The following is a 26,603-nucleotide window of genomic DNA, read 5'->3' as shown; positions in this document are numbered from 1 at the left end:
ACTTAAAAAATTCTTCCGGCAAAATCACCTGGCGGCTTGAAGGCTATTTAAACCACCATTCCTATATGCTGTATTTCCCCGATGACAATAATCCCACGATCATCAACACCAGGCAACCCGGTATTGTATGGCCTTAAATATTGAATGAAAGGAAATAAGAACACTTGGCAAGGGGGACTGTTTACCGTTAGAAAACGCCCATCAACTTTTGCTGATGGGCCTTTCCATTTTTCCGGAACCTCAACGGCTGTTAGATTTCACGTATTCAACGTTGCTTCCCTCTCTTTTTCCTCAAAACTCTCCAATTCTTTATTTACCTCATCCAGTAATTGCTTTTCAGTAGGTAAATAAAGCTCATACTGACTGGCAACGATTTGTTTTTGCCCTTCGGGTAACGTGAATCGTACCACGCCATCATTTTTGCTGGCACAAAGTAAGATACCGATCGTCGCATTTTCGTGCGGTACTTTTACCACCCGGTCGTAATAATTGACATACATCTGTAGCTGCCCAAGATCCCCGTGTGTAAGCTTTTTCGTTTTTATTTCAATGATGACAAAACATTGCAACAGCCGGTTATAACATACTAAATCCACATAGAATTCGTCTCCTTCAATATGAATGCGTTGTTGCCTTGCTACAAAGGAAAAACCATTGCCTAATTCCAATAAGAAATCCTGCAAATGAGTAATAATGGCACCTTCCAAATCCCGCTCATAATATGATGCTTCCCGCTTCATTCCTAAAAACTCCAATAATATTGGATCTTTAATGATTTCCCTTGCATCAGATGGGAGCTTTTCTTCATTGGCGACGGCCAGCACACTTTCTTTATCATTACTCATCAGAAGCCGCTCATATAAATTACTGTAAACCTGCCTTTCCAATTGTCGCGAAGTCCAATTATTTTTCACTGTTTCAGCAATGTAATAAGCTCTTGCATCCTCATTATCAACGCTTAACAACAGTTTATACTGGGTCCAGCTCAATTGCGTCCGCAGTGCGGACGCAATTGGAAACAGGCGATAAAACTGCCGGTAACGCTCCAATTGTCTAACTGAAAAACCGCTGCCGAACTCCGGTTGAATCTTTTCGGAAAGGTACTTGATCAGATAGGTGCCATAATCTGCCCGTTCTTTCCCCTCCTGCTCTTCTTCAAAAATACACTTACCAATATGCCAGTACATCAACGTCCGCTGATGGTCTACTGCGCGAATAGCTTTTTCTTTTGCGTCTGAAATGATCGATTTGATGTCCGTAATAAAGGACTGATTGATTAACATGATAATGGTTTTTACATTGAGATAATAATGGTTAACAAATTCTTTTTAAATTAAATTTTGCCTATGATGATTTCAAAATGACGCTGTAGATTTCATCTGATACGCAGTACAGGCTAGCAGTACCACTGAAAATGAATTTGCTGAAAATAAAACAGCGATACCAGTTCTAATAGAACTTGTATCGCTGCGACGTACTATATGAATTCAATATTTTTTTTAAAAAAACTTCTTAGAACTATACTTCCTGCATCCAGTCAAAATTAACGCCAGCCTAATCCCGGCGCCACATGCTCTAAAATAGAAGACAACACATGTACATTGTAAGCCACACCTAATGTATTAGGTATCGTCAACAAAATAGTATCTGCCTCCTGGACCGCTTCATCCTTTGCCAACTCTTTGATGAGTTGATCAGGTTCCGCCGCATAGTTTCTCCCGAAAATGGCGCGTTTGTTTGGTTCAATCATGCCGATCTGATCCACCTGCTTGCCTTCCCGCCCAAAGAACTGACGATCCTGGTCATTGACCAATGCAAAAATAGACCGGCTTACAGATACCCTTGGTTCCCGCCGATGCCCGGCTTTCTTCCAGGCATCTTTATACAGCCTGATCTGCTCGGCTTGTTGCACGTGGAAAGGTTTACCGCTTTCATCCATCTTCAGGGTAGAGCTCTGAAGATGCATCCCATTTTCAGCAGCCCATACAGCGGTGGCATTAGAAGCCGCTCCCCACCAGATACGTTCGCGCAGGCCTTCTGAATATGGCTCCAAACGTAATAACCCCGGTGGATTCGGGAACATAGGATATGGATTAGGCTCCGCAAATCCAACGCCCTTTAATTTGTCCAGGAACTCCAGTGCTTTTCGTCGTCCCATATCGGCATCTGTTTCTCCTGCTGCCGGTTCATATCCAAAGTAGCGCCAGCCATCGATCACCTGCTCCGGCGACCCTCTGCTGATACCTAATTGTAATCGCCCCTCCGAAATTAAATCGGCAGCGCCGGCATCTTCCACCATGTACAGCGGATTTTCGTAGCGCATATCAATAACCCCCGTTCCTATTTCTATCTTGCTTGTTTTGGCACCAATAGCTGCCAACAAAGGAAAAGGAGAACCTAACTGCGCTGCAAAATGATGTACACGAAAATAGGCACCGTCTACACCCATTTCTTCGGCAGCAACTGCCAAATCAATGGACTGAAGTAACGTGTCGCTGGCTGTACGGGCGTTATAAGCCGGATGGTTAGACCAGTGCCCGAACGATAAAAACCCTATTTTCTTCATAAGTCTGATATTATCTGTTTGTCATTTGCCTGCAAGAATCTTTTGCGCGTGATACTTCTCCATCCAAATTTAAAGTATTCTTTATTCTATTCCGTTATTTCTCCTACTAACATTTATGTGAGTATCGGTACAAAGTACTTAACAGTAAGGGCCAGCCAATGGCCAGCCCTTACTATTCGTCATCATGCAGGTGGAATCTTATTCCGTTATGATAATTTTTCCACTCGTAATTTGTTTGCGGATATTCATTTTATTACTGAAGATGCTATAAATATAAATTCCTGCCGGCAGCTCATTCGTTTGAATAATGCCGTTGTTGTTAAACAATTCCCGCTTCATCATTTTCCCATTCACATCATACAACTGTATCAGGAAGCTGCCCGGGTTATTATTCCGGACATGAACGGCCTCTCCTCTCCGCAACAAAGTTGGATATACTTTAACATTGCTGGCTGACAAAGTGCTTACCTTACTCAGCATCGGACTTGTATCCGGACATCCTGTAAAGGATAGCTCTCCTATGGAAGTCCATGCATTGCCGTTTACTTCCGAAGTAGCAGTGAGTTTCACATATTTCGCTTTTACTGCAGGGCTGAAAACTACATCCTGCGCCGCTGTGCTGTTGACGAAATTACCGGTGGCCACCTGTGTCCAGGTAAGACTGTCCGTGCTCACTTCTACCTTATAAGCATTAATACGGCCATTTACTGCCGCCTGCCTTGGTACATAAGTAAGCTTGCTCAGATTATAGGAGCCGCCCAGGTAGATAGATACATAGTGGGGCATCGGTGCAGTAGCGTTATACCATTGTGTATGCCAGAAAGTATTGATATCACCATCAATAACGTTGGTTACCGGTGCGTTTTCTCCAACAGTTTCCTGGCTGTCGAATCCGGAGATCCTTAGCTGTGCACGTGGTATTGGTGTATTACAGCCGGATGTTGCCGGCGGTGTACCCGGAATACCTACGCCAAATCCACCCAGACCGGTATTAAACGTTGCGGAAACAAAATAAATGGTGGCACCTTTCTTTCCGCTGGAGTCACGACTGATCTCAAAACCGCCGGCGCCATCCGGGTAAGGATTAGCTGGTGTTACATTGCTGATGTTACTGATCACCTTCACCATTTTTATGGTATCCCATGATTGTGCAGTAGCGGTAGTCCAACCTTGCTTCTCTGTTGGATTATAATAGAGTGTTACACTCACTCTGCCTGAAGGGTTGTTATTGGCAGGGGTTATTTTCACCGTTTTAGCAGCCAGGTAATGCGCGGCCGTACTATCCCAGAATGCGGTGGTACCGTTGCCTGCCCTATCCACTTTTACAGTAGTGCAGCCATAATCGAAACTGGTCAGGTTCTGTATCTTAGCGATAATAGCACCACTGGTATCTGAGAAGTAAACGGTGGCATTAGGTCCGAGATACTGTGTGGTACTACGGTTTAATATGCTGGCCACTGGTGTAACGGATGGTTTGGTATTGATGATCAGGTTAGGCCTGGTAGATCCATAACCCGGTGCATTAAACGTACATCCGGTACCACTGGTTTGACGCTGGAAGGCCGTAGGATTAGCTCCGCTTACAGAAAGGGACGCCACCAGGTTATCTCCCTGATCATTACCATCCGGATTATTGTAACAGGATTGAATAAGCAGACTGGAATAACCATCCCAGTAGAAAGGTTGTGAGAAAGGTACCAGGATCCAACCTGTATCCGGTACACTGATAGTACCTGAATACACATTCGTAAGCGGGCTGCTATCGAACACGGTGTTGGTAAAGGCGGTTTGTGATGTGAGTCCGAGCGCGATATTGAAGTTCTGGAAAGTGCTGGTACTTGTCACTGTTCTCGAGATAACATGATAAGAGATGGCGTTAATAAATCCTTTTTGTATGCCAGCCGCTCTGAGCTCACTTGCCGGATAAATGGTCTGCGCCTTCTTATCTGATTGCGTACCGTTGAACGGACTGGAAGCGCTTCCGCCTGTGGTGCCGTTACCATATACCAGGTTAACACGGGCTGTATCTCCTACCGGAGAAGCATCCGGATAGGTAATATCCACGCGCGCTGTTTGTGCCGATGGATTAGCCATTGCGTTGGTAGTACCATTCACACTAAAAGTAAGCAGGGAGAATTTAGCAGATGGATCTGTTTTGCTGCCATAAACCCTGATCGTGACGGTTCGCGGGGCTGTTTGCCCGGAAGCAAAAATGACGGTGTCACTTGGAGTAACAAAGTTACCATTGGTGGTTACATCAAAATCAATTCCACGTTTCGCTGAGGAGGTGGAGCCTACCACCAGCTGTACGTTTGCATTGCCTGTTGGCGCAGGGCTGATAGTCAGGTTCACGGGGTAATCTGTATAAGGTCTACATCCCGATATACTGGTACCGGCGGCCGTGGTGGCAATAGACGTAGCAGCAAAGGAGATCAGCGGCGTAATAGCGTTGCCTAATTTAGTACCAAAAACACCTCTTCCATAAAAGCTTACTCTTAATTCACTGCTATCTACATTGCCCGTATTATACACGAAAAGATCTGTAATATCCGCTACGGTGGGCAACCCTATGGAATACAGCCCCCAATCGTTCATGGTTTTATTACGATAATACACGCCACGTGCAGTGGCCAGGTATACGGTTTCGTTAGTGGAAAAGCGGTCTTCCAGCAACCGTATCACGTTGACTTGTGGGAGCGTTCCGCTGATATCAGTATAAGTGCTGCCCTTATCGCCGGAACGGTATACACGACTACCACAGGCAAGGTACACTACATTGGTATCACTTGAGATAGTGGTAACGCTGGCTGCCACATTGGTAGCTGCCGGTGCAGCAACACTGGTGAAAGTAGGAGTGGCTGCTGTGGCATTACGTGAGCTGTATACTTTCTGGTTGGTGGTGACGTAGAAAACCACATTAGCGTTAACATTACTGATTTGTAATGCATTAATTTTCTCTGCGGCACTGGCTACTTTGGTCCATGACGGAGAGGCAGCGGTAATATTGGCGCTACGCCATAAACCCGTATCTGCCGCAAAGGCAATAGCTACATTTTGCGGTGTGAATTCCAGTTGCATATTGTTGGTACCGGTGAACGGTAGGTTGTAAGACGCATCACTGCCAGTCACTGATCTTCTTTTCCCATTATAATAATACACCTGGCTATTATTACTGTAGTCAAAGTTGGAGCGTTCTCCCCAATCACCACCTCTGTTGGTAAACCATGGATTGGTCCCATACTTATAATATAGTTCCCCATTGTCCTGTGTACCGATGCTAATCATATCCCGCCGGATAGGGCTGTTGGAAGCATGATATACTTCTGTGGAAGACAGGCCGTTGCTTTTCGGTGTCCAGGTGGTACCTCCATCTGTGCAGAGCCATACGCCGCCATCGTTGTAGTTAAACAGCCGGCTGTTATTATAGGGATCTACTTTTATGCCGTGCATGTCTGTATGGATGACAGAAGCCCAATTCGGCTCCATCTGTGTCCAGGTACTGCCACCATTGGTGCTTTTCCAGATCAGGTGACCTACTACATATACCGTGTTGGCATTGGCAGGATCGCCGCACATAGACCAGTTGTAGTTACCCTGGCCATTGGTGGTAGCGGAGTAACCATTCAGGTTAGGAGAAACATCTCCTTTTACCTGGGTAAAAGAGGAACCACCATTGGTAGATTGATAAATAACGCCGCCGGCAGAACCACTGTTGGAACCTACCATACCCACGTATACCCGGTTGGAATCAGCACGGGTAACACCCAACCTGGTACCGTTGGCCCCATTTGCCGGTAAGGTAATTGTAGTAGCCGTCCAGGTATCTCCCATATTAGTGGAAGTATAAAAGTTACCACCCATGGTAACGGCAAACAAAGTGGAAGTGTTAGCTACTGCTTTAAAAACCATGTCGGTAAACTGGCCGCCGGCCAGCTGCTGCGACCAGGAAACACCGCCGTCTGTGGTTTTCCAGATGCCATCATTGGTAGCCGCCACCAATACATTATGATTGGTAGGTGACATCAGTAATTCCACGGCCATACGGTTATCAAGGCCGCTGTTGGCAGGTAACCATGACTGTCCGCCATCTGTTGTTTTGTAAACGCCCAGGGAGGTGCCGTAGTAGTTGGGATCACCGGTACCTACATAAATAATCTGGTCGTTGGTATTGTCGATACACACCGAGGCAAAGGAAGCTTTTGGAAGATCGTCAGTGCCCAGTAGCTGCCAGGTGTTGGCGGTATCTGTACTTTTCCATAAGCCCCATACACTGGTGGCGTAAAGGGTACCGGAAGTGGTAGGATGAAACTTCATTTGTGTAACACGGCCTATACCATTGATCTGACCGGAAGAGTTGACGGGAAAGAGCACCGGGCCTATATTCCGCCAGCTGCCATAGTTTTGGGCAAATGCTGCTGATGATAACAGCAGACAGGCAGGTAAAATCAGTGATAGATATTTACGTATATGCATTTCAGTTATTTCTGGTTGATGGAGAAATTATTTTTTCTGTCGCCGGCTATACTAATAGCGCTGCTGGGATTTGCTGGTGTCTGCCTCTTTTTCTTTCCTGTCTTTGGCCTGCTTCGCATTAATATTGTTCTTTAAGTCCTTTTGCTGCTGCCAGATCCTAATCTGCTGATCTTTGGTGAGGATAGTACCATCGGGCTGTACATAAGGAAGTACTTGCCTGCGCCACCACTGGTATTTTTTATATTGAAATGCATACTTCTCACTTTCTTTTCTTTCTGCAGATTCCTTTCGTTTGAATAAACCCAGGAATCCACGCTTTCTTTCAGAATTATTTTTCACATCCAGTATTTCATCTTCTTCCACTGGTAACTCCTTCCCTTTCCAATAATCATTAAATGATTTTTCAATCACAAAAAAGTTGACATTCGGATCATCCATCATGGCGATCCAGTCGGGAGCCTTGGTACTTTGACGGGCATGCTGCTGCGCCGGTGATGCTATGCCGGAAAGCAAGAGCACCATCAGTAAAAAACAGCGCCATAGCGGAATTTTCACAGATTTTGTTTTCATTTGTAATAGTTATTATAAAGTGGATAAATACATTTTCAAAAAGCCAGTAAATACCGGTCATCTTTCTCATAGATCACCGGTTCCAGCTGATATACATTTCGTATATTCTCTTGCGTGAGTACGGCTGACCGGCTCCCTTGTGCTATTAATTTCCCCTGATGCAGCAACAGGATATTGTCTGCGAACCGCGCAGCGATATTCAGGTCATGTACCACGCCCACAATCAGCAGATCGGGCTGCTCCAATAATGTCTTCAACAGCTTCATCAGATGAAACTGATAATGCACATCCAGGAAAGTGAGCGGTTCATCCAGCAACAAATAGCGGCAGGCACCAGGAACAGGCTCCCATATCTGGGATAGGATACGGGCAAAATGTACTCGTTGTTTTTCTCCTCCTGATAAACTCATATAGTCCCTGTCGGCTAATGCTTCCAGGTGAAACAACGCCATCGCTTCCCGGCAATACCGGATGTCATTAGAGCCCGGAACATCCCGTATGTGAGGATACCGCCCCATGATCACCACCTCCCACACCTTTAATGGAAACGACAATTCCTGGTGCTGGGAAAGTGAAGCCCGCACCCGCGCCAGTTCCTTGCTTCCGAAAGTGGAAATATTTCTGCCGGCATACCGGATAATACCGGAAGCAGGCGCAATTTGCCCACCTAACACTTTCAGTAAAGTGGACTTTCCCGCTCCATTGGGACCTACTACCAGGTGCAGTTTACCGGCATCCAGTTGCAGGTTGATAGACTGCAACAACAGGCTGTTACCCGCTACGTAGGTCAGATCAGATACTACCAACATCAGTAATAATATTTTTTCTTCCTTAACAAATAGATGAAAACAGGTACGCCTGTAATAGCCGTAACGATACCAATAGGTAGTTCTGCCGGGCGTAACAGCATTCTTGCAGCGATATCTGCCAGGCTTAACAATATGGCCCCTGCCAATGCACTGCTAATAACCAGGTAACGGCTATCCGCTCCCTTCCAGATCCGCATCAGATGAGGAACGACCAATCCTACAAAACTGATCACACCTGTGAACGACGTCACTACAGCCACCATGATCACGTTGATGATTAATATTTCTCTTTTGAGCCGTTGAACAGAAATACCTGTCAACATGGCCTCGTCTTCACCCAGGATCAGCAAATTCAATTGTGGTGCATAAGAAAGTGCGCGCCAGAAACAGATCGCTACTACTACAGCGGTGATGATCACTGCATTCCAACTGGCGCCGGAAAGGGTGCCCAGATTCCAGAAAGTAATGGATCGTGCCTGTGGGTCGCGGGCCAGGTAAGAAAGAAAGCCGGTACCGCTGAGAAATAATGCATTCACCGCAATGCCCATCAGCAGCAATGTTCCGATAGCCGCTTTCCCTGTTTGTTTTGTTTCGGATAAACCCAATACCAGGAACGTGGCTACGGTGGCTCCCACTGCCGCCGCCAATGGCAGCGTCCATTCGCCGGCATTAAAATGCAGCGACGCTCCTAATACGAAATACAACGCCGCTCCAAAAGCAGCCCCGCTGGAAGTACCCACCAGCCCCGGTTCTACTATCGGATTTCTGAAGAGCGCCTGCAATAACACGCCACCTACCGCCAACGCCGATCCTGCCAATAAACAGAAAAGCACTCTTGGTAAACGGATCTCCATAAAAATCCGTTCATGTAAAGAAAAGTCGCTGTACCCGGTAACCGTTTTACGGATGGCATCATACATTTCCCCGGTACCAATATTAACAGCACCGAAGCAGGCCGATAGCAAAGCTGTTACTACCAGTAATCCTATCAGTATCGGGTACACGCTATTGTAATGTTTATTTACCTGCATGTATCAGTTTTTGAAAAGCAAGTACATTGGCACCTGTGCGCGGGCCCAGGTATACAATATCATGCTCCTCTATCCGGTAAATACGATGATGCAACGCTGCTTTAGTGCCGGCAACACCGGGCAACTCTTTTATTTTATCGAAGGAGCCCAGCCGGTCGTAGCCAAAATCAGTGAGTAGTATTACATCAGGATCGGCTTGTGCAATGAGTTCCGCTGACACCTGCTGCATGCCTTTGTCTCCGCTGATAGGAATGTAGCCTCCCGCCCATCCTATCATTTTAGCACCGGTACTTTTTTGGGTAAGCGCCAGGTAAATATTCATGGCTCGCCCAAAATGAATAATAACTACTTTGGGGGTATCCGTATATTGGTGAACGTTAGTTAATGCCTCGTTCATTTCTGTATCCAGCTTTTTACAAAGACTATCAGCCTGTGCCTCTTTGTGGAAATACGCCCCCAGCTGCTGTATCATGGCTTTGTCCTGTGCTATGGTGAATACGCTGTCCATAAAGGTTTTCATAGGGACCTGCATTTTTTCCAGTTGCCGCATTACATTTTCCGGTCCGATGTTATTGTCGTGTATCACCAGCGTTGGATTTTGCGCTAATAACCCTTCAGCACTTAATGCACGATGATAGCCCACAGTGGGCAATGCTTTAATGGCGGGTGGGTAAGTACTGGAGAGATCTACTGCCACCAGTCCCTTTTCCGCTCCCAGTGCATAAATCACCTCATTGTATTGTTTTGACAAACAAACAATGCGTGTGGAATCACTATGCAGGAGCGACTGGTGACCAAATCTTCCGCAGGAAGTAAGCAACAACATGGCCAATGCGCGGAGTATATTTCTTTGCATGATTAAAATTTATAGTTGAGATGAAAACCACTATACCAGTTGGCTTTATAGGGACCCGGTAAGTAAATATTTGGAGTAGCACCACTGAAGTTGGCATTCAAAAACACCATCGTGTAATAACGGCTACTGGTGAGGTTATTACCGCCTGCAAATACCTCCAGCTGAAAATGCCGGCCAAGAGAATGGCGGTAGCCTAATTTGGCTTGCAACAGCGTATAGGCGTCTGCGTAATGCCGGTTATCATAAGTAATCGGCATCCTGTCTACAAACTGCCAGGTAGTGTTTAAATAAACGCCCCATTTGGAAATTACATCTACACCGGCATTGAGGAGTTGAGGTGGTACGCCGGATGCCTTGTTGCCGCTATAATCAATGGTTTTGGCATTATTGTTATTATCACTCCGGAACTGTTTGTAGATAAAACGGGAATAAGTATAGCTGACAAATGGTTGTATGAGGGAGATGACTTTCGGTTGCAACGGCTTTATGGTATAAGATACTTCCGCTTCTATGCCACGGTTTTGCTGCCCACCGGCATTGGTGGTGATGGAATACAGGACAGTACCGGAATTGTCTGTTACCGCCTGTGAAGTCAATTTGTCTGTTATCTCCATATCAAATATGGCTACCTGGAACAACAGGTTTTTATGTAATAGCGTGCCTTTGGCGCCTGCTTCATATTGCACGGATTTCTCCGGCCGCAGGTCTTTATTTACCTGGCTGATCTGCGGAATAACCACCTGGCCGGATACGGGTGGCGAATAACCTTTACTTACACCGGCATATACCGACACGTTTTCATTCAGCGCTTTCAGTATGCTTACCTGTGGAGTAATAACGGGTGTAAAGGTTTTATGCCCCGACTGGTCCTTATGCGTAGGATTTGCGCTGTTAGTGAGGCGATCAGTAATGGAATATTCCAGGTAATTATTACTCACGCCGGCGGTGACCATAAATCCCTGTGGCAGTTTCAACTCCCACTGCGTGAAAATGTTGTACTGCATAGCCGACAATTCAATATCCCCGCTGAGTGCACCTGTAATATTGTTGGCAAGGCCGTAGCTCTTTTTAAAGGAACCTGTTTTCTGGTATTGAGCACCTACGCTGCCATTGAGAGTAATGGCACGACCGGTAAAATTAAATCCTATTTCGGTACGTGCACCTAAGTTCTGGGCAATATTACTTGACAGACCAACCGCAAAGGCCTGTGATTGTTTGTACCCGGTAAACCAGGCACTGCTCAGGTTATTTACATGCGGGGAAAACTGGTAGTTGTGGGAGATGCCGGCGCGATAAGATTCAAACGATACATAACCGTTATTTTTCAGATAAGGGACTTCTCCGGTATCCTTTCGTTGTGCAAACTGTATACTATCGAGTTGTCCGGCTAACTGGTCGTTGGAATTGTTGTAGGCTGCATAAACAGACAGCGTTTGTTTATCGTTGCTGTGAAAATCTGCGATGAAGGAAACGAAGTCTTTTTTGGAGCTGCTTTGTATGCGGTAGCTGTCGTAGTTCTGATGGCCGTAGTTGATCATAACAGACGACTTTTCATCTGCGTATTCCACCCGGGTGTTGGTTCTGAACAAGCCATAGCTCCCGGCTAACACCTCCTGGGAAAGACGGGTGCCGTAGGTAGCAGGTTTCAGGGTATACATTTTCAATATGCCACCAATACCGCTGCCATATAAACTGGAAGCAGGTCCTTTGATCACCTCCACCTTTCCTAATATAGAGAAATCAATATCATCCAGGATAGTAGTGCCTTCCGCATCGGTAACGGGAATACCATTCAGGTATGCCTTGTAGCCAGTGCCATTAAAATTGGTACCATTACCATATCCCCGTATAGTAATACGCTGGCCGCCTGACATAGTTCTTTTTTCCATCCGTACACCGGGTACCAGGTTCAGTGAATTTTCGAGAAAGAGGCCATCATTGCGGTGGAGGTCCTGGTTGGTGAGGACCGCTACTGATTTCGGCTGTAAGAGGCTGATATTAGATTTGCCGGCATTCACCATTACTTCATTCAGGTTATAAGATGCAGCAGTAAGCCCGATCATCAATTGTGTGCTGTTATTTTTGAAAGGTATCGTTTGGGCGTCATATCCCATCGCCACTATGGTTACAGTACAATTGGGACAGTCAAGACTAAAGCTGCCATTGATGTCTGTTGAAGTCAGCAGTTTACCGTTGGAATACAGGCACGCGCCTTTAATGGGCGTTTGTGCGTAGATATCATACACTTTCCCATGTATTGCCTGTTGGGCATAGCTATGAAGCGACAACACTGTTGTCAGCAAACAATTAATCAGGATTTTCATCTGGTATTAATTTGGGTTTTGGATTATAACTTTAGCGGGTATACGACGCCGTTGGGCATAGGCACGCTATAGCCGGGAAATATTCTTTTTCATTGTTTATATGTGATTTGGTTAATTACATGAATTACGCGGTTGAAAGTTGATAAAGGCAACTTTAATTAGTTCATTGGTTCACAGTAAATTCGGATTCACAAAGTCTTTTGGTTCATAGAAATAATACTCCACAGTGCTGGAACAGCGCAATTACAATAATGCTTAGTTTATTTCTCTCGTTGTGCTGATGTATCTGGCCTGTTCTAGGGTCACTTCCCTCACGGCGCTCAGGTATTTCAAACAGGATTTTTCGTTGATCGCTCAGATTCGGATTCAGAAATTGGTCGTTTGTGCTCAAATAAAGCTAGTAAAAAAAACTATCTGATGATAGTCTTTTTTTCTTTGTTTATTTTTCATGACAATAGCACTTAGCCCTGAAAGATAATTATCACACAAATGTAATCCAACGGTAAAAGAAGTATACCTGGCAGGTAATAACGTGGTTAATATCGCCCAATAGGGCTATCTATAGCTTTACTAAGGTATAACGGAAACACGGGTACGGAAGAATATCCGTGGCATAATAAGATAAAAAGGAAATGGCACCGCAGCAATAAAGTGTATCTATTATACGTACGCAGGTGTCACTGATAAAACGTATTTCCTGGCTCCGGTCGCTATTATTATTTCACATAATGGAGTGCAATAGCTCCCGATGGCAGCGTCCTTGAATCTGCCAGCTTCAATTGTAACTGACCGGGAATACTGATACCATCGAGCAGGCGCCGACCTTCCCCGGAAAGGACGGGGTGAACGAGAAAGTAATATTCATCTACCAGCCCTAGCCAGATCAGTTCTGAAGGCAGGCTAACTCCACCAATCGAAATGTTTTTACCCGGCTGCTGTTTCAGTTGCCTGATTTCTTCCGCGAGGTTGGTGCGAATAATCCTCGTGTTACCTGGTACATCTTGTAATGAGGTAGAACAAACAATTTTATCAATCGCATCAAATGTTTGTGCAAATCTATTTTCTGCTTTCGTCCCGGATTGTGCTTTTGCAACGTCCGGCCAATAAGGCACCATCAACTCGTAGGTTGTACGTCCGTAGATGATCAGGTCAACGTCCTGCATCAGGTCCGTAAAATAGTCGACCATTTCATCGCTGCCACTCATTTGAGTATGGTCGCAGCAACCATCCAAGGTCAGATTGATACCGTAGATTATATGTCTCATGTGATCGGTTTTGTTTGTACAGGTGCCTTCCAAAAGTAGCATAATATATCAATCGTAACGGGGGGCATCCGGGACAAAAAAAGGGGAATTTAAGACCAAATAAATGTGGAGTAACCACATTAAATAATCCATCTTAATGAAACGATTGTCCATTTTTCATCAACCAACTCCTTCCTATTTTGCACCATCCCACGTTGGTAATAAAACCTACTTTGCAAACAATATATAACCATTGCGCCGCATGATGTTGAAAAAAGCAATAATGACCACTTACTTATTACTTGCAGCTACCTGTACCTACGCTATTAATACAGACACTATCCCTATCAACGGAAATGGCGAAGGAAGAGTATTTGAAGGCATAGGTGCAGTAAGCGCAGGCGCCTCGTCCCGTATGCTGATAGATTACCCTGCATCCTACAGGAGTGATATCCTTGATTATCTTTTTAAACCAAATTTTGGGGCAGGTTTTATCTACCTGAAAACAGAAATCGGTGGAGATGGTAATACCACCTGTGGCGCTGAACCGAGCTTTGCACGAACCCGCGCAGAAATGGCCGCCCCCAATTACAACCGGGGATATGAATATTGGCTCATGCGCGAAGCCGCCAACAGAAATCCCCATATAGAACTGGATGCGCTGGAATGGAGCATGCCCGGGTGGTTCAATGGTACCTGGTCGGCCGACAACGCCGCCTATCTCGTTAAATTCATCGAAGGCGCACAACACTGGGGCCTGCGCATGAAATACATCGGCGGCTGCTGGAATGAAAGAGCATATAACCGAAACTGGATCGTGGATACATTAAGACCTCTACTGAATAAAAGTGGCTTCTCCCATATCGGCATCAATGCGCCGGAAGGATCAGGGCCGGCCTGGGCGATTTGCGATGAGCTGATACGCGATACCGCATTTCGCAACGCAGTGGCCGCCGTTAGTTATCATTACCCTGACTCTTATATGTGGCGTGAAGGCACGTCGCTGGCCGGAAAAAATGCTTTTGAATGTGGCGTACCACTGTGGTCAGGAGAGGACTTTTCATTGGGTGGGAAGTCGTGGAAGAACACTACCTACCTGGCATTAAACATCCTGAAATGCTACCTCAAACAAAAGATTGTGAAAGTGAATGTCTGGTGCCCTATCGCCTCCATGCCTGATAACACCTGCTTCTCCAGCGTAGGCATGATGAAAGGCGTGAGCCCCTGGTCCGGCTATTATGAAGTATGGCCCACCATCTGGGCCGTAGCGCACTTCAACCAGTTTGTGCAACCCGGGTGGCAATACCTCGACAATGGCTGCGGATGGCTGCCTGGAAACGGCGCTTATTGCACGTACAAACGTCCCGGAAAGCAGGGCGATTATAGCATCGTTGCCGTAACAGGTCATCTCCCTAAAAAAATGACGTTTAAAACAACCGGGCTATCCGGCGGCGTTATACATGTATGGAAATCAGACAGCAGCCGGCAGTTCGTGCAGCTACGGGATATTAAACCTGTAAACGGCGTGTTTACCATTCAACTGGATGCGGCGAGCATCTACTCGCTCACCACCACCACGGGGCAACATAAAGGTACACACAACATCCCGGCCGCTACCGGTTTTCCCACTACCTATGCTGATAACTTCGACGGTTATACGTTGAACCAGGCACCCATGTCGCCCAAATATTTCTATGATAACTCCGGCGCTTTTGAAATTTACCAGGCACCTGGTGAAAGTAAATGTTTACGGCAGATGTTGAACAACGACATCACCCACTGGATCCCCGATGAATGCGCCTATACCTTTGTGGCGCAGGGTACAGAATGGGAAAACGGCGAAGTGGCAGCCGATGTATTACCTGAAGAAAATGCCTTCAACGGTACCGGCTATGCCGGCATCATTATCAGGACTTCCTATGATAAATCATCCCAGGCCAACATCCCATGGGGTTACAGGCTGAATATTTATAAAGACAACAAATGGAAATTAGAAACGAAAACACAAACCCTGGCAGAAGGCCGCATAGATGCCAATACCTGGCATCGCCTCAGGCTGCGCTGCAATGCCGATAGCATCCAGGCATTTATTGATGACCAGGCCGTAGCTGCTATCCGGGATAACACTTACCTGCTGGGCGCCTGCGGGCTTACCTCTGGCTGGAATAAAGCAAAATTTGATAATACTGCCATTCACTATGTGCCCATCAACGGTCACTTATTGTCCGATTGGAAAGTAGCCACTGCGTCTGTAGAATCTCCCGGACTGGAGGCAGTAAATGCCTTTGATGGCAATTCCCTTTCCAAATGGCTGGCCAGCGATGCAACGCAGCCTCAATGGTTAACCGTAGACCTGGGGCGCTCTTACAATATTACCCGCTGTGAAACATTCATCGATCTTACCGACAAGCCAGCACATTACAAACTGGAGTATTCTACAGATAACGTGCATTGGCAGTTGTTTGCAGACAGAGGTAGTAACGGTGATATCCCGCAGCCTTGTTTCGTGGATCTGCACAAAGCTACCGCACGATGGGTACGTATTACAGTACTACCTGCTGCAGAAAAAACAGCCACGGGGATTTATGCGCTGAAAGTGTATGGGCATTGAGGTATTCATCTTACAAAATAATACGCAAAAGAGAGCCTTTGGTTTACACACCAACGGCTTTTTTTATTGGCATAAATACCAGGATACTTATGTGCTGAGATCCGCCAATTACGGGTATTTCCGGCAATTCTCCCGTGATGTGGTATTGAAACCAGAGTTCCTTCTACGCTGATACCAGGCTTTCTGCGCTCATCTGTTTTCTCAGATTCATTAATGCGTAACGCACCCTGCCCAAAGCTGTATTGATACTGACACCTATGATCTTCGCTATTTCCTTATAGCTCAGATCAGCATAATAACGCAGTATCAGTGCTTCGCGTTGCAAACTGGGCAGGCGATCCAGCATCAGGCTGATTTCTTCGTTGATCTCTGCTCTGATCATGCGGTGTTCCTGGCTATGCTCCGACAGCTCTATGTTATCGCCCAGCTCGTCGTTATAGCTCGCCGCTATTTGCGGCCTGGTATGTGCCTTTCTAAAATGGCTGATGCAGGCGTTGTGTGCAATTCTTACCGCCCAGGCCAGGAAACGGCTGTTATCCACATACTGGCCGGATTGCAGTGCATTTACAATTTTAATAAATACTTCCTGGAAAATATCTTCTGCCAGGTTACGGTCTCTGACCAATAATACGATAGTGGTCAGGATCCTGCTTTTATGGCGGTGTACCAATGTGGTAAACGCCGGGTTATTTCCTGCAATGTACAGGCGGATCAGCTCCTGGTCCGTATGGTTACTATATAGGTTCATGCTGGTTTCGTATAATGTTGTCAATAGATTTTGGAAGGGGGCCGCCCTCAATAAGGCAGCCCTGTATATACTGGTGGTTGTATTAGCCAACCTAGTCCTTAAGATTTAAATACTTTTTCACCTGGCTGTAGTCATTCCAGTCGATGCCCGCTGCTGTTCTGGCGTTTACCCCACCAGGAATAATTACATACCTGTATTGGTAACGTTTATCCGTGGCAGTAGTGCTGATAGGTGCGTTGGCAATCAGGTCAATTTTACCAGTGTATGCCACAAACCTCACGAGATAGCCATATTCATCTACATATGGCAACGGCTGCACAAACGGGGTGGCCGCTGTTCCCAGGTTAATATATACGTTGATAGAAGCGTTAGCCAGTAATCCTGAAGTGAGCTTCGCTGCAGTGAGCGAGTATCCGAACAGGATGGTATTAATACTGCCATCCTGGTTGCGGATGGTATCTACCGGTGCAAACTTTACGTCCTGCCAGGCAGAGTAAATAACGTTGGCGCTGCCCGGAACACCTGAATCTCCTTTGGGGCCTACGGGGCCGGGAATACCGGAAGGACCCGGAGGGCCGGCAGGACCAGCAGGGCCCTGAGCTCCGTCTTTGGAGCATGCCGCAAAAAATAATACCACCGCAGTAATCAATGCATAGGGCATGAAGCGTGTAACCTGTTTCATAATGACAATTGTTTGTTTGTTTTTTATTTATGAATGAAAAGGATAAAAAAATGATAATGCTACCATACGTTCCGCGGGCAGGTATCGCCGTACTTGTTACCGAACAGGATGCCGATCATGACTTCATGTGTACCTTTTGTAACAGTGTTTAACGAAGATGCCGTATAGTCGTAAGAGTAACCAATGTTAAACTGTGAGCTGATGTTCACTCCAAACATAGCTGCCACGCCATCGTGCAGCCTGTAAGAGGTACCCAGCCAGAGCCGGTCGCGATACATAAACCTGGCATTGAAGTCTATGCTCAGCGGCATCGCTGTAATCATTTTCAGCATTACAGATGGCATCACATTGAGATCGTCGTTTAACCACAGGCGATAGCCCGTTGTAAAAAACAGGTGAGGCACCAGTTTACCGCTATAAACAGCATCGCCTACTACCTTACCATTATCAAAACCAATTTGCTGCGGGATAATATTCTGTACAGACAGGCCCGCGAAATAATCGGCGGAGTAAAGCCAAAGTCCTGCGTTTACTTCTGGTCTCCATTTATTCAATACCCCGGAACTACTTCCCAGCACAGGATCTGAAGGATCAAAGAACTCTACTTTGCTGGCATCGATACTTACCTGCTGCATCCCTATTCCGATGCCGGCGCTCACACTTGTTCTGGGAGAAAGGTTGATATGATGCGCATAAGCACCAGTTATAGAAAAACGATTCAACGGGCCGGTCTTGTCATTCAGTATAGTAAGCCCCACACCTGGATGAGGAGGCGGCGTTGTATAGTCCTGCCAGTAAGCCTTTCCCCGTGGATTATTACCGGCAGGATCGAATCCGGTAGGCGAGGCGGTGCTGTAATCTGATTTACGTAAAGGCCCCTGCAACGTGAGGTAGGTAGTTACCGGCGAACCTTTCATACCTACCCACTGATGCCGGTGACTTAAACGCAGGTCCCAGTAATTTTCAATACCCGCCAAAGCCGGATTGATAATAAATGGATTCATGATATACTGCGTATAATGTGGTTGTTGCTGTGCCTGCGCAAAATGCAGTAGCAGTAGCAGCAACCAACCTGTGAGCACAACGTTTTTCATGGACCTGTGATTTTGGGTGAAACAGCAGGGCTGTTATTTTTTAATGATCGTAAAAGCAGTTCTCCTGTTCTTTTGTCTTCCTTCCGGGTTGTCGCTGCCATCTTCCAATGTGTTAGGAGCTACCGGTTGTGTAGCACCATATCCTATGTAGGTGAGCCTGCTTCTGTTGATGCCTTTGCTGACCAGGTAATCCACACAACTCTTTGCACGGGCTTCCGAGAGACGCTGATTCAATGCAGCAGAGCCTTTGCTATCGGTATGTGCACTGAGTTCTATGTACATGCCCGGATTGGCGTTGAGAAGGTCTACAAGTTTATCCAGCGAAGCATAGGAGGCTTCCTGTAAGGTGGCTTTGTTGAAATCATAGTACACATTTTCCAGCACCACAGGCGCTTCCGGCGTCGTAAGTTTCACGAGACATAATACCGGCACTGTCATAGCGGTGGTGTCTTCATTAACCGGCAGGGTGATCTGTTGTGAGTTTGTCGTATATCCGTCAGCGTTAGCAACCGCTTTTAACGGCAGAAATTCCGGGAGCGTGAAAGCATAGCTACCGTCTGTGCCGGTTGATTGGGTAAACAGCACTTTATTGCTGATGGTATCTATAATATTAACGGCAACGCCAGGCAGCGGCGTTTGATTGTCGCAGGATACGACCATGCCACTGAGTTGTTTTACCGGCCGGTTTTTATGTACAAAGAATAATTCCAGGCAGCATTCGGCGGCCCGGTCGGTGCCCAGCAATACTTCATCCAGCAGATTTTTATTATTGCTCCTGCTGGTGAAATAGATATCATCTTTTACAGAATTCACCGGGTAGCCCATATTCACCGGCGTTTTCCAGTTACCGATATTTCCTTTGGAAGAAAAAAAATCGTAGCCTCCCATGCCTACCCGGTTATCCGCCGAAAAGATCAGGGTGCCGGTGGCTGCATGATAGAAGGGTGCCTGTTCATTACCGGCGCTGTTGATCACTTCACCCAGGTTAGCGGTTTGCAGTGGCTTACCGTTTTCGTCGAGGCTGGCATACCACAGGTCAAAACCACCGTATCCATCGGCCCTGTCGCTGGCATACAACAATGTTTTACCATCTCCCAAAAGATATGGTTGCTGGGTATTATTACCGGTGGTATTTATCATGGCATCCATGAGGACCGGCTCATTCCAGTGATCTCCATTTTTGCGGGAGAGATAGATGGACGATATTTTTTTTCCGTGATCTATATGCCAGCGGGTGAGGAACAGCATTTGTCCGTCGGGCGATAAGCAGGCTGCTCCCTGGTGCAGTCCTTCCGGCTGATCCAGCTGCAACAATCGGATATTAGACACCTGCCCGGCGTCATACTCGGCTGTATACAGGCGGTTGATATAAGTGTGATTTTTCTGGAAAGAACTATCGGGCCTGGTAGAAGTAAAGATCAGGCTGCTGCTGTTGCTCCACACAGGCGCGTAACTGGCACCGGTGGCATTTAAAGCCGCCGGCGCTTTTGTTACCTTGTACTCCGACAAATCCTTTTTATTTAACTGGGCGGTGATAAATTCGAGGTTTTGCAATTCCCTTTTCGCCGCTTCCGTGAATTTATCATTACCGCCGTAACCGTTCAGGAAGTTGCGGAATGCCTGGGCTGCCTCTTCGTATTTAGCCAGCGCCCGCAGGGATACAGCATAGTAATAAGCGGCCAGTGGGAAACTGGTTTTATCCAACTCCATCGCCGATTCATAATACGGTGCCGCCTTACCATAATTATGCAGGTTGCGGTAACTCTCTGCCAGCTTATAAACGGCCTGTTGTTCGCTGCTTACTTTTACCGTTTTATTTTTGGTAACAGATACCGCTGCATAAGGCTTATATGTATCTGGCTTCACGGCTTTATTACGGGAGCCGAGATACTTTTCATAGTAAGTAGCCGCTGAATTATAATCGGCTTTGCTATAGTATTGATCCGCCGCCTTGAGGTAGTTATACGTAAACTGTCCGTACGATACCATTGTTGATAACAACACGGCAGATGTGAAAAATATTTTTTTCATGAGATACTGTTGCTTTAAAAGTTGATTACAATCTTGGACAAATGAATTCCACATCAGGTGTTCTTACCGATCTGCGGCCAATGAACGTCAGCGATATTTCAAAACTGTTGGAGCCATGCGCCATTTTGCTGAGATCAGAAGTGTTGATATCATAGCTGGCACCCAGCATCATGTTCTTATAAATAAATCCTGCATGCGTGGTGATGGCATCTTTATACCTGTAATTCAGACCCAGCAGGAAATCGGTTCCGGGAGCTGCATTCAGCTGCCCATAAGCACCAATCATTTTTTCCTGGGCGGGGCCCTGTTGCATAAAGAGGAAGTTGGGTGTAATACTCAGTATATCCGATAACGTTAGCTTTACACCGCCGTGCACATTAAATCGCATCGGGAAACGTGCATCACCTTTTGCACTGAATTGATCCTGTGGTTTTGTAAGATGCATGACAGAAAAGCCACCATAGATATTGAATTTCTTTCCGGGTGTAGCATCATAATATAATGCACCCGCGCCCGCATCAAAGGAAGCCGCCGAAGTACGGGTCAGCGCATCTGAAACCGGGTTGCCGGGGTTGTAGCCGGTTACCGGGTTCCACTGCTCTCCATAGGTAAGCTTTGAGGGATCAAACCTGCGCTGTATAAAACCCAGCTGCAATCCAAAGTTCAACTGGTGATAATGTGATGCATCCAGCTTTACGCCGGTATATGCTGCGCTCACATAAGCGGTGGTATAATTATATCCTCCGTCGCCGGCAGTTTGATTTAATACGCTGGCCCCGATGTTGATATTACGGTTGGTAGGTATTTCTCCGCTCACCCCATAGGTCTTAAACGGACTGATGTTGCCCCACTGGGTACGGTAAATGGCTGCTACACGGTAATCACCATCAAATACACCGGTTAATGCAGGATTTAACCACGAGGGGTACACGTAGTACTGCGAAAAGTGAGGGTCTGTTTGTGCCATCAGCCGGGTACCGCTGCACGTGGCCACAACAAGAAGGACTAGGGTTGCAATGATCGTTCTCATTTACAATATGATTTTATGTGAATGATTTACTTTACCTAATAATTGTTACGTAACCTGTTATAGGGGCAATGCCTGCACGGAGCCTGATTACATAATAGTAAGTGGCCACCGGAAGTACGTTACCCTTGAAGCGGCCGTCCCACGGCACGTTATAGCCGGTAGAACGGTATACTCTTTCTCCATACCGGTTGAATACTTCCACAGTACTTTCTGCATAATCAGCCAGGTTGGTGATCATCCAGGTATCGTTGATGTTATCTCCATTGGGCGAGAAAGCATTTGGAGGTGCAACGGGTTTCAGTACTTTCACTGTCATGCCGTCACGTGCTATGCAACCGTGTTTGCCGATAGCGGTCAGCGTATAGGCGGCATCGTGCATAGCAGGTATTACGGGCGAGAACAATGTTGGGTTGGGAAAATCGGCTGCGGGCTCCCAGGCGAATTGCAGGTTTACCGAATCGTTCGCCACCGGTTTGAAACTGATGATAGTGCCTTGCGGTACTACAAAGGAAGGCCCCGCATCAATCACCGGTTGCAGGTAAACGATCACTGAACTGCTGTAAGCAGCGGAACCACAGCCCGACTGGTTGGATACCTGTAACTGCACATTATATTCACCAGGCGCTGTATACTTTTTCACCGGGTTTTGATCGGTAGAAACAGTGCCATCACCAAAGCTCCACTCCCACTTGTTGATAGTGCCGGTGGCGTCTGTGCTTTGATCTGTGAATACGTTATCAGTACCCTGGCAAAGAGTGTCTGGCGTTACCTTAAAGGAAGCTGTTGGTTGTCCAAAGAAAGCGCTCAGCGTTTTGGTAGCCGAATCTTTACAGCCGTAAGCGCTGGTGGCTATCAGTTTCACATCAAACGGTCCGAAAGCTTTGTACTGCCAGGTAGGATCTTTGGTTACAGCACCGGCGCCGCCGTCACCAAAATTCCATTGATAAGCCAGGCTTGTTTTATCTTTTATTGTTGTGAGATTGACAAAGGCAGCGTTACCATCCGGCATACATACTTTGGCCGGTAAGCTAAAATCTGCCACAGGCAAAGGATGTACCAGCACAGCAAAACTGGCAGTATCACTGATACAATTATGATCACTCACCGTTACCAGCTTTACGAGGTAATTGCTGTCTTTCTGATAAGTGATGGTAAACGGATTGTTATTGGTGTTGTTTTTCTGAGTACCGTCTGCCAGGTCCCATTTCCAGTTGGCAATGCTGCCGCTGGAAATAGTAGACTGGTCGGTAAAGGTGGTGCTTTGGCCCAGGCACAGATCCGCGGCGGCCGTAAAGGCGGCTGCAGGTTTGGGATACACTACCATGGTGGTGGAGATGGAATCGGCGCAACCACTATCGGTGTTAAATATATACCAGATAGTATGTGTGCCCGCACCTGCTGTAGCAGGTGTAAAGTTACCGCTCGAATCGGTGGCTGGTCCACGGTAGTAACCCTTTCCGGTTACGCCGTTCTGAATAGTTGCCTTACCGATAGCTACCGTACCCGGGGTATTTACGCAAACACCCGTCAAGGCTGCATACACCAGCTGCGGTTTTAATTTAAAGATAGCCGTTACCGTAGTATCTTTCGTACAGCCTTTATCGGTAGTAACACTATATTTAATGGAATAAGTGCCAAACTTCGTATAGGAATGTGTAGGATCTTTCAGTGCAGACGTATTCGGATTTGTTCCCGTTGCATTGGCATCTCCGAAATTCCAGGCATGTGTAGTCAGTGTTTGCGCATCCGGCACCGTGGCACCGCTGGTAAACTGCACCAGGCCTCCAACAGGCAGGCAATCTCCCGGATAACTGAACAGTGGTGTGGGTTTGGCATATACCGTTACCGTTTTAGACACGGTGTCGCTTATACACAGGTCACTTACTTTTACTACATGCTTTATGGTGTAGGTATTATGATCTTTGTAGGTAATCGTTTGTGCCGCGTTGGTAGTGGCAGTTAGTACAGAGTCATTACCAAAATCCCAGTACCACGATTTCAGCGGGGCCGTGCCGCCATAGGTAGCGTTATCTGTAATTTTCAACACGCCAGCTTCGCAGAGTGCAGTGGCATCTGTAGTGAATGTTGCTACGGGCTTAGCTACGGTAGTCAACTGGAAGGCGGTATCTCCCACACAACCATCTTTTGATATAACAGTCAGCTTTATGGCGGCAGTACCTACAGGGAATACCTTGCCAACCCGTATACCACTGTCTTTTACTGCTCCCGGAAATTCCCAGTTCCAGCGGTCGATCAATGGAGTTTTCAGGCTGGTATCTCCCTTAAAATATACCGTATCAAGCGTACAACCGGTATGCGCATAAGTCATTACTGCACGGGGCTTACCTCTCACCGATATCGTAAAACCTACTTTTTCTGTGTTGTTACAGTTTTCGATGCTGGGATGTGTGGACATTACCGGGATATCATATTCTCCGATAGTGCTGAACTGGTACGTGCCTGGCAAGGAGTATTTATAATAGGTAATGCCATTGATCAGGACCGTACCGGTACTTACCGGTGTATTCACCGTTACATCTGTATTCGGTGTAATAACTGTGCCGAGGGAGCTGAGCTTCCACACCATTTTGGTGGGTTTATAAGCCATTAAAATAGACAGCTCTACCGGTGTATTAGTACAAGTGAAGTCATTAGATGTTTTAGAGGTATCATAACTGTTGTGGATAGATCCTACCGCGTTGAGGTTATTGATCATCGTACCGGCATTGTAGCCATAGCTTTCTACGCTGCCTATGCCATAAGTAACGGCGGTAAATGCAGAGTCGCTGCTTACAATACATTGCGCGGGAGCAGCAGGCCATCGCTTTATCACTACCGTATACCCGTTGAGGTTAGGATGGGGATAAGCGAAGTCATATAAGGGGCTGCCATCTATACTCAGGGAGGTAAGACCTGCCGTGGGTATAATCATGGTGAGATAGTTGGTTTCTATAAATTCCCGGTCGTTCCGGTAAAAACCTACCTTTTTAATGGCCTGTTCCACCGGGCTTAAGTATACCATCTCCGGATCACCAAGTAAGTTGTTGTTGCCGCAGGCACCTGATGATGACATGAACTGTGCTACCAGTACAGGTTTATTGGATTCAATATAATCGGCGGTATTACTAACAAACTCGTAGTATGAATTGGCAATCAGGCCGGTGAGGGTGACGCCATTTCGTTTCACGATAGTAGTAGGATCTTTTACCGCTACTTTATAGATATTATACTGCAGCGTGGATGGTACATCGTCTTCTGAAGTGGGCGCCGTCAGGTAACGTTTACCCCATGCCTGGAAAGGAAAGATTTGCTGAATATTATTATCGCCACTACTGCTGGTGTTGTTGCAGGTGATAGCAGTACGACTGCTGCCGGAGAATACGGCTACGGGGTAACATTGCCCCACGGAGTTGCCGATAGACTTGATAGTGGTACCTGTCAACTGACGCCCGGCGCCACCACCCAGCGAGGCCCCTACCAGCTGGTAAATATCACCGCGATTCAGTGTAACTGTAAAAGGTACCCCTGCAGGGCGGCCATTACGGGTAAGTACCGAAGGAGTAATTTCTACTACGGTATTATTTTGGTTGGCGATCACAAACATCCAGGAAAAACAGTCATCAGCATAGTTCTGCATACTGTTGACAGAAATATAGGAGTAGCCCCAGGTTTCTTCCGGCATAAGCATGGTAGCGCCGGAAGAGGCGCTGCCATAAATATGCGCATAGGCTACAATAGGTACATTACTTTGTATGTGAATAGACTTACCTGTAAAAATACCTTCCCCACCGGTGCCGCCAAAAGATGGAGGTAGGGAATAAAGCCTGGCATCAATGGCGCCTGATTTTGGAATCAGGTCCGATGCAATCACGGTATTGGCCGGGATATTATACGTACGCGTCCAGCTGGTACCGGTGATGCTAACAGTGACTGTAGCCGGCTGTTCAGCACTGAGGTACAGGATCATTTCCTGGCTGTTGCTTTGTCCCATTTCCATGAACTGATGGTGTCCGTAGCCTACCCAGAAATCTTTCCCTTTGTTGGAAAGGTTCTGGGCATATGCAACATTGGCTACGAACTGAAACAGTATCTGAGATATGGCAATCAAAAGTGCTTTGTAATATATTAGCTTGGTTGACATCTGCTTCAATTTTTCATATTGAAATGATTACTGTTTGATGATCATCTTCGACGTCCTGGTACCATCTTCAAAGATGGTGTTCAGCATATATGCTCCGCTCTTTATATCCTGCACATACAGCTGGTTGCGTTTACCGCTGGTGGCAACTTTTTTAATGGTTCTGCCATCCATGGCGTAGAGTATCAGTTGCTGAACGGGTTTGCGCGACTGTATATTCAGCGCCGCCATCACCGGGTTGGGATATACCAGTACCGACCGGTTGTTCATCGCTATAGAGTCCATTCCCTGCCGGAAGACCGGGATAGTTGCATTGGCACAAGGCCAATGCAACATCATATATCCGGTGGCAAGCAGTAACAGTTTTGCTATGCTCATTTTCTTCATACAACTGGT

General features: G+C 46.6%; 17 protein-coding genes. 1 reads left to right on the top strand and 16 read right to left on the bottom strand.

Annotated elements, in window-relative coordinates:
• Positions 1-257 precede the first annotated feature (257 nt).
• The 9 genes from J7623_RS06575 to J7623_RS06535 form a co-directional block, all read right to left on the bottom strand.
• Positions 258-1,283: a PDDEXK nuclease domain-containing protein gene (locus J7623_RS06575; RefSeq protein WP_291918789.1), complete on the bottom strand. Its 1,026-nt coding sequence runs from the start codon at positions 1,281-1,283 to the stop codon at positions 258-260.
• Positions 1,284-1,543: 260 nt separating this feature from the next.
• Complete coding sequence (locus J7623_RS06570; RefSeq protein WP_291918787.1) at positions 1,544-2,566, bottom strand: LLM class flavin-dependent oxidoreductase; 1,023 nt, start codon at positions 2,564-2,566, stop codon at positions 1,544-1,546.
• A gap of 198 nt (positions 2,567-2,764) precedes the next feature.
• On the bottom strand, positions 2,765-7,039 hold the full coding sequence (locus J7623_RS06565) for a discoidin domain-containing protein (RefSeq protein ID WP_291918785.1): 4,275 nt from the start codon (positions 7,037-7,039) through the stop codon (positions 2,765-2,767).
• A gap of 51 nt (positions 7,040-7,090) precedes the next feature.
• Positions 7,091-7,609, bottom strand: coding sequence for a hypothetical protein (locus J7623_RS06560; protein ID WP_291918784.1), 519 nt, complete (start codon positions 7,607-7,609; stop codon positions 7,091-7,093).
• A gap of 35 nt (positions 7,610-7,644) precedes the next feature.
• Positions 7,645-8,418, bottom strand: a complete 774-nt coding sequence (locus J7623_RS06555) for a heme ABC transporter ATP-binding protein (RefSeq protein WP_291918782.1) — start codon at positions 8,416-8,418, stop codon at positions 7,645-7,647.
• On the bottom strand, positions 8,418-9,449 hold the full coding sequence (locus J7623_RS06550; RefSeq protein ID WP_291918780.1) for an iron ABC transporter permease: 1,032 nt from the start codon (positions 9,447-9,449) through the stop codon (positions 8,418-8,420). The genes J7623_RS06555 and J7623_RS06550 overlap by 1 nt, the downstream gene beginning before the upstream one ends.
• Positions 9,436-10,305 (bottom strand): ABC transporter substrate-binding protein, encoded by an 870-nt coding sequence (locus J7623_RS06545; RefSeq protein WP_291918778.1) that lies wholly within the window; start codon positions 10,303-10,305, stop codon positions 9,436-9,438. Before J7623_RS06545 ends, J7623_RS06550 begins: the two co-directional genes overlap by 14 nt.
• Before the next feature lie 2 nt (positions 10,306-10,307).
• Positions 10,308-12,629: a TonB-dependent receptor gene (locus J7623_RS06540; protein WP_291918776.1), complete on the bottom strand. Its 2,322-nt coding sequence runs from the start codon at positions 12,627-12,629 to the stop codon at positions 10,308-10,310.
• A 716-nt stretch (positions 12,630-13,345) separates the two neighbouring features.
• Complete coding sequence (locus tag J7623_RS06535; RefSeq protein WP_291918773.1) at positions 13,346-13,894, bottom strand: dihydrofolate reductase family protein; 549 nt, start codon at positions 13,892-13,894, stop codon at positions 13,346-13,348.
• Between the two features lie 262 nt (positions 13,895-14,156).
• On the opposite strand from J7623_RS06535, the gene J7623_RS06530 reads away from it, so the two are divergent.
• The gene (locus J7623_RS06530; RefSeq protein WP_291918771.1) at positions 14,157-16,484 is read left to right on the top strand and encodes a discoidin domain-containing protein; all 2,328 of its coding nucleotides are present in this window, start codon (positions 14,157-14,159) and stop codon (positions 16,482-16,484) included.
• 163 nt (positions 16,485-16,647) lie between these two features.
• Here the strand turns inward: J7623_RS06530 and J7623_RS06525 are convergent, their stop codons facing one another.
• The 7 genes from J7623_RS06525 to J7623_RS06495 all read right to left on the bottom strand — a co-directional run bounded on the left by J7623_RS06525 (position 16,648) and on the right by J7623_RS06495 (position 26,594).
• On the bottom strand, positions 16,648-17,232 hold the full coding sequence (locus tag J7623_RS06525; protein WP_291918769.1) for a sigma-70 family RNA polymerase sigma factor: 585 nt from the start codon (positions 17,230-17,232) through the stop codon (positions 16,648-16,650).
• A 91-nt stretch (positions 17,233-17,323) separates the two neighbouring features.
• On the bottom strand, positions 17,324-17,914 hold the full coding sequence (locus J7623_RS06520; RefSeq protein ID WP_291918767.1) for a hypothetical protein: 591 nt from the start codon (positions 17,912-17,914) through the stop codon (positions 17,324-17,326).
• Positions 17,915-17,973: 59 nt separating this feature from the next.
• Positions 17,974-19,008, bottom strand: coding sequence for a type IX secretion system membrane protein PorP/SprF (locus J7623_RS06515; protein ID WP_291918765.1), 1,035 nt, complete (start codon positions 19,006-19,008; stop codon positions 17,974-17,976).
• A gap of 33 nt (positions 19,009-19,041) precedes the next feature.
• Positions 19,042-21,039 carry an OmpA family protein gene (locus J7623_RS06510; protein ID WP_291918762.1) on the bottom strand — a complete coding sequence of 666 codons (1,998 nt, stop codon included), beginning with the start codon at positions 21,037-21,039 and terminating at the stop codon, positions 19,042-19,044.
• A gap of 25 nt (positions 21,040-21,064) precedes the next feature.
• Positions 21,065-22,069, bottom strand: a complete 1,005-nt coding sequence (locus J7623_RS06505) for a PorP/SprF family type IX secretion system membrane protein (protein ID WP_291918760.1) — start codon at positions 22,067-22,069, stop codon at positions 21,065-21,067.
• A gap of 31 nt (positions 22,070-22,100) precedes the next feature.
• Entirely contained in the window at positions 22,101-26,210 is a 4,110-nt protein-coding gene (locus J7623_RS06500) for a PKD domain-containing protein (protein WP_291918758.1), read from the bottom strand.
• A 27-nt stretch (positions 26,211-26,237) separates the two neighbouring features.
• Complete coding sequence (locus J7623_RS06495; protein ID WP_291918756.1) at positions 26,238-26,594, bottom strand: T9SS type A sorting domain-containing protein; 357 nt, start codon at positions 26,592-26,594, stop codon at positions 26,238-26,240.
• Between the last annotated feature and the right edge of the window lie 9 nt (positions 26,595-26,603).

This window comes from Chitinophaga sp. (assembly GCF_017745275.1).
GTDB lineage: Bacteria > Bacteroidota > Bacteroidia > Chitinophagales > Chitinophagaceae > Chitinophaga.
Note: the sequence above shows the minus strand (reverse complement) of the source record. Positions and strands in the feature narration are given on the sequence as shown.

Bases quoted from the DNA above. Each gene is read 5' to 3' on its own strand.
- J7623_RS06575 (WP_291918789.1), bottom strand. From the start codon at position 1,283: ATGTTAATCAATCAGTCCTTTATTACGGACATCAAATCGATCATTTCA.
- J7623_RS06570 (WP_291918787.1), bottom strand. From the start codon at position 2,566: ATGAAGAAAATAGGGTTTTTATCGTTCGGGCACTGGTCTAACCATCCG.
- J7623_RS06565 (WP_291918785.1), bottom strand. From the start codon at position 7,039: ATGCATATACGTAAATATCTATCACTGATTTTACCTGCCTGTCTGCTG.
- J7623_RS06560 (WP_291918784.1), bottom strand. From the start codon at position 7,609: ATGAAAACAAAATCTGTGAAAATTCCGCTATGGCGCTGTTTTTTACTG.
- J7623_RS06555 (WP_291918782.1), bottom strand. From the start codon at position 8,418: ATGTTGGTAGTATCTGATCTGACCTACGTAGCGGGTAACAGCCTGTTG.
- J7623_RS06550 (WP_291918780.1), bottom strand. From the start codon at position 9,449: ATGCAGGTAAATAAACATTACAATAGCGTGTACCCGATACTGATAGGA.
- J7623_RS06545 (WP_291918778.1), bottom strand. From the start codon at position 10,305: ATGCAAAGAAATATACTCCGCGCATTGGCCATGTTGTTGCTTACTTCC.
- J7623_RS06540 (WP_291918776.1), bottom strand. From the start codon at position 12,629: ATGAAAATCCTGATTAATTGTTTGCTGACAACAGTGTTGTCGCTTCAT.
- J7623_RS06535 (WP_291918773.1), bottom strand. From the start codon at position 13,894: ATGAGACATATAATCTACGGTATCAATCTGACCTTGGATGGTTGCTGC.
- J7623_RS06530 (WP_291918771.1), top strand. From the start codon at position 14,157: ATGACCACTTACTTATTACTTGCAGCTACCTGTACCTACGCTATTAAT.
- J7623_RS06525 (WP_291918769.1), bottom strand. From the start codon at position 17,232: ATGAACCTATATAGTAACCATACGGACCAGGAGCTGATCCGCCTGTAC.
- J7623_RS06520 (WP_291918767.1), bottom strand. From the start codon at position 17,914: ATGAAACAGGTTACACGCTTCATGCCCTATGCATTGATTACTGCGGTG.
- J7623_RS06515 (WP_291918765.1), bottom strand. From the start codon at position 19,008: ATGAAAAACGTTGTGCTCACAGGTTGGTTGCTGCTACTGCTACTGCAT.
- J7623_RS06510 (WP_291918762.1), bottom strand. From the start codon at position 21,039: ATGAAAAAAATATTTTTCACATCTGCCGTGTTGTTATCAACAATGGTA.
- J7623_RS06505 (WP_291918760.1), bottom strand. From the start codon at position 22,069: ATGAGAACGATCATTGCAACCCTAGTCCTTCTTGTTGTGGCCACGTGC.
- J7623_RS06500 (WP_291918758.1), bottom strand. From the start codon at position 26,210: ATGTCAACCAAGCTAATATATTACAAAGCACTTTTGATTGCCATATCT.
- J7623_RS06495 (WP_291918756.1), bottom strand. From the start codon at position 26,594: ATGAAGAAAATGAGCATAGCAAAACTGTTACTGCTTGCCACCGGATAT.